At 69.9% G+C, this 1,087-nt stretch carries 1 pseudogene; it reads right to left on the bottom strand.

Annotation, left to right across the window (positions count from 1 at the left end):
• Window positions 1-1,020 (bottom strand): annotated as a pseudogene (locus tag AB0O89_RS15050) (IS3 family transposase); the annotation flags it as partial.
• Window positions 1,021-1,087: the final 67 nt, after the last annotated feature.

Here is a 1,087-nt window from a genome sequence, read left to right on the forward strand (position 1 = left end):
TCGTGCCGATCGCGCCCATGGACTGGGTCACGCCCAGCTGCTCGCAGAGCGCGGCGTAGGCCTTCGAGGTGTAGACGCTGCCGTGGTCGGAGTGGAAGATCGCGCCGACCAGCGACCCGCGGTCGCGGTGCGCGGCACGGAGGGCGTCTTCGACGAGTTCGGTGCGCATGTGGTCGGCGACTTGCCAGCCGGCGAGCTTCCGGGAGCCGAGATCGATGCAGGACGCGAGGTAGAGGTTCGTGCCGTCGGCGATAGGCAGGTAGGTGATGTCGCCCACGTAGCGGCGGCCGGGCTCGCCGACGGAGAAGTCCCGTCCGATCAGGTCGGGGAAGCGCCTGGCGGACTGGTCCGGGATCGTGGTCTTCACCCGTCGTCGCAGCCGGATCCCCGCGAGGCGGTGCTCACGCATCACCCGCGCGACGCGCTTGTGGTTCACTCGCTCCGCCGCGGGCACGCCGTCGTTGAGGTCGGCGGTGATCCTGGGCGCCCCGTAGGCGCGGTCGCCGCCCTGGGCGGGGTCTTGCAGCACCCGGATCCGCGCCGCCAACACCGCGTCGTCTGTCGCCTTCGCGGCTCGCCGCCCGGCGGAGTCCAGCCAGGCGTAGAACGACGAGCGGGCGACCTCGACGACTTCACACAACCGCTTCACGCCGTAGGCGTCCTTGTGGTCCTCAACGAACTGGAAGCGGTTCACCAGTTCGTCTCCCCGGCGAAATACTTCGCCGCCTGACGGAGGATGTCCCGCTCCGTCTCGAGCTTGCGGGTCTCGGCCTGCGAGGCGGCGAGCTCGGCCTCCAACCGGAGGACCTTCGCCGCCTGCGACTCCGGTCGCCCCGCCGCCCCCGGCGGCGACGCCGCGGCAACCGTGACCCCGGAGCCGAGCTTGTCGACCCACTCCTTCAACGCGCCGCGGGAGATCCCGAGGTCCCCGGCGATGCCCTTGAGCGTCGCACCCGGCGTGGACTCATACACGTCCACCGCCCGCTGCCGGAACTCGTCCGTGTAGTTCTTCCTAGCCATCCCTTGGATTCTCGCTTCCCCAGCATCGTGCTGGAATCAGCGTGTCCAAGATCAGGGGTCAAGCGCC

The organism is Microbacterium sp. NPDC076895, from assembly GCF_040687115.1.
Taxonomy (GTDB): Bacteria; Actinomycetota; Actinomycetes; order Actinomycetales; family Microbacteriaceae; genus Microbacterium.